A 6320-nucleotide genomic window follows, 5' to 3' on the forward strand; every position below is an offset into this window, starting at 1 on the left:
AAGGGTCAATCAGCGGTGCGCGATTTTTTGATGTCGGCGGCGGAGGGCTGGAACTTGGCGCCGTCGAAGTACGTGTAGTCGACCATCACGCCCTTGCCGTTCTCGTTCTTCGTCTTGCCGACGAAGGCGCCCATCGTGGATTGATGGTCTTCGGCGCGGTAGCTGATCTTGCCGAACGGCGTGTCGACCTGCAGGCCCTTGAAGGCTTCGACGAGCTTCGGCGTTTCGGTGCTCTTGGCCTTGGCGATGCCGGCCGCAACCGACTTGATCATGCTGTAGCCGACCACCGAACCCAGGCGCGGGTAGTCCTTGTACTTCTCGTGGTACGCGAGGAAGAAGGCCTTGTGTTCGGGCGTCTGGATGCCGTACCAGGGGTAGCCGGTCACGATCCAGCCGTTGGGTGTCTCGTCCTTGAGCGGGTCGAGGTATTCAGGCTCGCCGGTCAGCACGCTGACGACCGCGCGGTCCTTGAAGAGGCCGCGCGTGTTGCCTTCGCGCACGAACTTCGACAGGTCGGCACCGAACAGCACGTTGAAGATCGCATCGGGCTTCGCATCGGCCAGCGCCTGCGCGACCGCGCCCGCATCGACCTTGCCGAGCGGCGGCRCCTGTTCGGCGACGAACTCGACATCGGGCTGCGCGGCCTTCAGCAGCGTCTTGAACGCGGCCACGGCCGACTGGCCGTATTCGTAGTTGGGGTACACGACGGCCCAGCGCTTCTTCTTGAGCTTGACGGCCTCGGGCACGAGCATCGCGGCCTGCATGTAGGTACCGGGGCGCAGGCGGAAGGTGTATTCGTTGCCGCCCTGCCAGGTCATCTTGTCGGTCAGCGGTTCGCCGGCCAGGAAGAAGATTTTTTTCTGCTTGGCGAAGTCGGCCACAGCCAGGCCGGTGTTCGACAGGAAGGTGCCGGTCAGCACGTCGATCTTCTCGCGGGCGACCAGCTCTTCGGCCACGCGCACCGCGTCGCCGGGGTTGGCGTTGTCGTCGCGCGTGATGAGCTCGACCTTCTTGCCGTTGACGCCGCCCTTGGCGTTGATTTCTGCGACGGCCAGTTCCATGCCCTTCTTGTAGGGCTCGAGGAAGGCAGGCTGCGCCTTGTAGCTGTTGACCTCGCCGATCTTGATCACGCCCTGCGCATGGGCGGGGACGAGAGCGGTGACCAGCGCGGCGAGTGCCGCGGCGCTGAAGACGTGACGCAATGGGTTCATGGGGGAAACTCCTTGGGATCGAAAGAGAAGAGAAACGGCGTGAATGGGTGGTGCGTGAACGGCGGCCTCAGCGCAGACCGTCTTCGCCCTTGATTTCGCTGACCTGCAGGCCGCCGATGCGCGGCAGCGGACGGCCGCTGTCGGTCACGGCCACGGCGACCACGATCTCGTTGGCACGCGGCGCGTCGGACACGCGGGCCTCGACGGCATCGAAGTGGCTGCGCACGAAGGCGGCATCTTTATGGCCGAGCGGCACGTCGATGGCGGTGCCGAGCGTGCCGCGCTTCTTGGCCGAAGGCACGAGGGCTGCGCCCTTCTCGACCGCCACGCGCAGCGGTGCGCCGAGCTTGGGATGCAGGATGGCGGCCGCATGCTCGAGCTCGCCGTTCTCGCCGACGATGGCGGCCTTGCCGTAGCTCTGCGCCTGGCCCGGCTCGATGCCGAGGGCCTTCACGGCCTTCTGGCCCAGCAGCGCGCCGAGTTCTTCGCCGATGGCGATCAGTTCGTCGAGGTTCTCGCTGTAGCGGCCGGCATAGGGGTTCTCGATCACGGCGATGGCAACGGCACGGCGCGTGGGCGGCGTGATGTCCTTGCCCATTTCCTTGCGGGTTTCGTCGACCTGGACGACGAGCTTGCGGATGTTGGCGGTCATGGCGGATGTTCCTTGTTTGTCTCTCTGTGGGTGGGTCAGCGCAGGCCGTCCCACTTGCTGATGTTTTCGGCGCGAAGACCTCCGACGCGGTCATGGATGCGGTAGCCGGTGCTCATGGCCAGGATGAAGACGATCTCGTCGGCCGCAGGCGCGCCGGGCACGCGCACCTCGATGGCGTCGAACTGGCCGCGCACATAGCTGGCGTTGATGTTGGTGAGCGGCACGTCGAGCGCGGCACCGGGCGGGCCGACCTTCTTGGTCGAAGGCACGATGGAGAGCGCATTGCCGGGCTGGCCGGTTTTCTCCTCGGCCTTGCCTGCCGTGTACGCGGCGCGGCTGCCCTTCCAGCCGAGCAGTTCGCGCATCGCGTAGCCGCCGGGCACGTGCCACAACGCACCGTGCTCGAGTTCACCGTCGGCGCCGACGATGGCGCCCTTGCCGTACGTGGCGATCTGCTCGAGCGGCACGTCCATGGCGGCATGCAGCCTGTGCGCCATGTCGACGCCCACCGGGTCGAGCAGCGCCATCATCGGCAGGATGTCGGGCTCGTAGCGGCCCGCGAAAGGATTGGTCAGCACCGCACCGATGGCACCGCGCACCAACGGGGTGTCGGCGCGCGGCCCGAACTCGTGGTGGATGTGCTCGACATGGGTGAAGACGCGGCGTATATCGATCATGAAAAAGAACCTTGCTTTTCGTTAAGCAAATACTGAACCAACTGCCTTCGGCAGCACTGTCTGCAGCGGCTTCGAGCATAAGGGTTCGACAAGTCGCCACTGCCCCTGGCAAACGAGTAGAACGGCCCAGACCAGCCCCCCTTTTTGCAGGACCCTGGCACACACGGCGCCCGTATCGAGTGCGCTTTGCACCTGCGAGGGTGCAAGCGGCGGCACATCGACCGTGACGAGGGTGTCGCCGAGGTCGCTGTCGTCCTTGCATTCGCTGGCGGGGCGGCGCTGGATGGCGGCGTCGTCGACATCGACGGCATTCGCGATCACGGTGGCGGCGGCGTCGGCCTGCGCCGCGGTGGCGGCCAGGACCGTCACGCTGTCGGCGATACCCAGCGAGAAACTGCGGCCGCGCCAGCCGCTGGTGGCCACGCCGCGCACGGGTTGGCTGGCGTGCAGCTCGAACTGGCCGTCGGTGGTGAGCATGCCGCCGCCATCGCCATGGTTGCGCCAGTCGAAGCGTGCGATGTCGGCGAACACGCCCACGCGCGCAGACTGGCCGGGTGCGAGGTGCAGCGCGATGTCGCCGCCGTTGTTGATCCAGGCGCGCTCGATGCCGGGGCGGTCGTAGAACGCGATCAGCTCCTGGGCCACCGAGCCCGCCACCGCGGCCATGGGCGTGATGAACATGGGCGAGAACGCAGCGCAGGCATCCCACATGCGCTGCCCCACGACGCCGCGCGGGCGCATCCTGTCGGTCACGGGCAGACGCAGCAGCGGCAGCTCGCGCACCAGTTCGTCGAGCACATGAACGAAGCGCGCCCACGCTGCGTCGTGCGCGGCCGTGACGGCATACGGATCGCCGTGCGCCTCGGCCACGATGTCGATCGGGCCGTGGTTGAAGTGCCAGCGACCGCCGTCGAGCGCGCTGAGTTGGGCAGACATGATCAGCCCAGCATGGGTGCGTGGCCGAGCGGCCACGGGTTGGCGTCGTCCATGACGAGCCATCGGCGCGCGAGCGGTGCGCCGTCTTCCTGCCACGCACCGCGCGCCAGCGCCTGCTCGAGCGAGAAGATGTGTTCCATGTGGCCACCGAGCGCTTCGTAGGCGTCGCGCCGCATGCTGAACTCGATGGGCGCCACGATGGCCGGCGTGGGCACGGTACCGAAGCTGTTGTCGGGCATGCGCATGACGTCCGCCATCACGGTGATGCCGCCGCCGGGCCACACATAGGCCGGTGCGCCGCCGCAGGTGACGTTGACCAGCGCACGCTTGATGGCGCGCGTCAGCAGCACGGGATTTTCGGTGACACCGGCACGCAGGCTGCCGCCCGCGCCGCCGAGGAACAGCACGGTGCACAGCGATGGCTCGCAGTTCTCGCCGATGCGCTCGACGATGCGGCGCACCTCGGGCGGCATGGGCTGCTCGACCGGCTTCAGCGCATCGTCGAGCACGTACCACTGCGCGTGCTCGCCGGTGGTCGAGGTCATCAGCAGGCGCAGGCCCGGACGCGCAACGCCCTCTTCCCAGCCTTCGATGATCGAGAGCGGATCGGCGATGTCGGTGCCGCCCCAGCCGTTGCCCGGGTTCGCCACCTGGAAGTAGCGCCCCGGCGTGGACTTGCGGCCCAGCATCTGGATGCCCGAGGGCGCCATGTCGAGGCAGCGACCGGCCTGGTGCTCGGTGAGCACGCCGGTGATGTGGTCGTCGACCACCACCACCTCGTCGGCCACGCCGGCGAACTGGCGCGCGAAGATGCCGACCGCCGCCGAGCCGCAGCCCACGCGCATGCGCTGCTCTTCGACGCCGTTGACGATGGGCGCCTTGCCGGCCTGGATCACGAGGCCAGCGCCGCCGTCGATGGTGCATTCGACGGCCTTCTTGTTGCCGAGCAGCTGCATCAGCTCGGCCGTCATGCGGCCTTCCTTCTTGCTGCCGCCGGTGAGGTGATGCACGCCGCCGAGCGAGAGCATTTGCGAGCCGTACTCGGCCGTGGTGACGTGGCCCACGACTTCGCCGCGGTAGCGCACGTTGGCCTGCTCGGAGCCGAGGAAGCGGTCGGTGTCGATCTTCACCTTGAAGCTGCAGTAGCTGAAGATGCCTTCGGTGACGACGGTGACCATGTCGACGCCCTGGGCTTTGGAGGCCACGATGAAGGGGGCGGGCTTGTAGTCGGGGTAGGTCGTGGACGAGCCCACGCCGGTGACGAACACTTCGTCGGCGTGCAGCAGGTCGCCATTCCAGTCGGGGGCGCCGACTTCGTCGGTCTTCTCGGCGGCCGGCCGGTCGAAGGGCACCAGCGTGGGCGCCTCGCTCGCGATCTCGCGGCGCAAGAGAACCACGGGATCCACGCGCACCAGCACGCCTTCCCTGTTGGCGTAGCGGTCGCAGGCGCCGGTACGGCCGTCGGAGATCTGGCACAGCACCGGGCAGGCGTTGCACTCGACCTTGGCCGTGCTCATGCGCTCGTTGCGCGGGGGCGCCTTGCCGAAGGCGCTGCCGCCGGCTTCTGCGACCACCGGCATGTCCATGCCGGGCAATCCGTCTGTCTTGGTGTGTTCGGTCATCGGGCGATCTCGTGGGCGGTGTGTATGGGGCAATCCGGTTCGGCCGGGGTTTGCAACAAACGTGCCGTCTGCCCGCTTGTGCGTCGCCTGCCGTTTGTGTAGCATTCCCTACACTTTCATGTTGCGTTCACTACATTCGCAGTCAATGTAGCAAACAGGCCCGATGCTTGCAATGGTGTTTTCTCGCGGGGTTTATCGGGGTTTTTCCGACCAACGACAATGGAGGGTTCGGAGCCGGCCGACGGCTGACGCCCCAAGGGCGTGCATTTCGGCCCAGCCACCTTCTACCGTTACCAACCAACTCTTGAGTTCCGTATGAGTGCATTCAGCGAAGAACGCGTCCTGAGCGTCCACCACTGGACCGACCGCCTGTTCACCTTCACCACCACGCGCGACCCGGCGCTGCGCTTCTCGAACGGTCATTTCACGATGATCGGCCTGAAGGTCAACAACAAGCCCCTGCTGCGCGCCTACAGCATCGTGAGCCCGAACTACGAGGAGCACCTCGAGTTCCTGAGCATCAAGGTGGAAGAAGGCCCGCTGACCTCGAAGCTGCAGCACATCCAGGTGGGCGACACCATCATCGTGGGCCGCAAGCCCACCGGCACGCTGCTGATCGACTACACGCTGCCCGCCAAGCGCCTCTACCTGTTCGGCACCGGCACCGGCCTCGCACCGTTCATGAGCATCATCCGCGACCCGGACACCTACGAGAAGTTCGAGCAGGTCATCCTGGTGCACGGCGTGCGCCAGGTGGACGAGCTGGCCTACCACGACCTCGTGACCGACCATCTGCCCAAGCACGAGTTCCTGGGCGAGATGGTTGCCAAGCAGCTGCTCTACTACCCGACGGTCACGCGCGAGGAGTTCCGCAACCAGGGCCGCATCACCGACCTCATCGAGAGCAACAAGCTCACCGACGACCTCGGCCTGCCGCCGCTCAACGTCGAGGAAGACCGCGTCATGCTGTGCGGCAGCCCCGGCCTGCTGGTGGACCTGAAGCACATCCTGGAGAAGCGCGGCTTCAAGGAAGGCAACACGAGCACGCCGGGCGACTTCGTGGTCGAACGCGCCTTCGCCGAAAAATAAGACCAGCGACGCCGCGCGCACGATGGCCGTCAGCCACTCCGTCACCAAGCCCCAACGGCGCACCGGCGTGCGCGAGGCCGCCGCGCAGGCCACGCGCGACAGCATCCTGAAGTCGGCGACCAAGGTGTTCGCC

Annotated in this window: 6 protein-coding genes and 1 pseudogene; 2 read left to right on the forward strand and 5 right to left on the reverse strand. The window is 66.7% G+C overall.

Annotated elements, in window-relative coordinates; genetic code table 11:
* Positions 1-5: 5 nt before the first annotated feature.
* From AC1DXX_RS22755 to AC1DXX_RS22775, 5 genes are all read right to left on the reverse strand, one after another.
* Positions 6-1211, reverse strand: a complete 1206-nt coding sequence (locus AC1DXX_RS22755; protein ID WP_478136484.1) for an ABC transporter substrate-binding protein — start codon at positions 1209-1211, stop codon at positions 6-8.
* 67 nt (positions 1212-1278) lie between these two features.
* Positions 1279-1863 carry an amino acid synthesis family protein gene (locus AC1DXX_RS22760; protein ID WP_478136485.1) on the reverse strand — a complete coding sequence of 195 codons (585 nt, stop codon included), beginning with the start codon at positions 1861-1863 and terminating at the stop codon, positions 1279-1281.
* A 35-nt stretch (positions 1864-1898) separates the two neighbouring features.
* Positions 1899-2540, reverse strand: a complete 642-nt coding sequence (locus AC1DXX_RS22765; protein WP_478136486.1) for an amino acid synthesis family protein — start codon at positions 2538-2540, stop codon at positions 1899-1901.
* Positions 2541-2561: 21 nt separating this feature from the next.
* On the reverse strand, positions 2562-3476 hold the full coding sequence (locus AC1DXX_RS22770; RefSeq protein WP_478136487.1) for a UPF0280 family protein: 915 nt from the start codon (positions 3474-3476) through the stop codon (positions 2562-2564).
* A 2-nt stretch (positions 3477-3478) separates the two neighbouring features.
* On the reverse strand, positions 3479-5098 hold the full coding sequence (locus AC1DXX_RS22775; RefSeq protein WP_478136488.1) for a 6-hydroxynicotinate reductase: 1620 nt from the start codon (positions 5096-5098) through the stop codon (positions 3479-3481).
* Positions 5099-5413: 315 nt separating this feature from the next.
* Between AC1DXX_RS22775 and AC1DXX_RS22780 the strand changes: the two genes are divergently transcribed.
* Both AC1DXX_RS22780 and AC1DXX_RS22785 read left to right on the forward strand, forming a co-directional pair.
* Positions 5414-6187 (forward strand): ferredoxin--NADP reductase, encoded by a 774-nt coding sequence (locus tag AC1DXX_RS22780; RefSeq protein ID WP_478136489.1) that lies wholly within the window; start codon positions 5414-5416, stop codon positions 6185-6187.
* A gap of 22 nt (positions 6188-6209) precedes the next feature.
* Positions 6210-6320: pseudogene (locus AC1DXX_RS22785) on the forward strand (TetR family transcriptional regulator); the annotation flags it as partial.

It is taken from the genome of Variovorax sp. P4_B10 (assembly GCF_056402375.1).

Excerpts from the sequence above, each read along its gene's own strand:
- AC1DXX_RS22760 (WP_478136485.1), bottom strand. The coding sequence starts at position 1,863 with ATGACCGCCAACATCCGCAAGCTCGTCGTCCAGGTCGACGAAACCCGC.
- AC1DXX_RS22765 (WP_478136486.1), bottom strand. The coding sequence starts at position 2,540 with ATGATCGATATACGCCGCGTCTTCACCCATGTCGAGCACATCCACCAC.
- AC1DXX_RS22775 (WP_478136488.1), bottom strand. The coding sequence starts at position 5,098 with ATGACCGAACACACCAAGACAGACGGATTGCCCGGCATGGACATGCCG.
- AC1DXX_RS22780 (WP_478136489.1), top strand. The coding sequence starts at position 5,414 with ATGAGTGCATTCAGCGAAGAACGCGTCCTGAGCGTCCACCACTGGACC.
- AC1DXX_RS22770 (WP_478136487.1), bottom strand. The coding sequence starts at position 3,476 with ATGTCTGCCCAACTCAGCGCGCTCGACGGCGGTCGCTGGCACTTCAAC.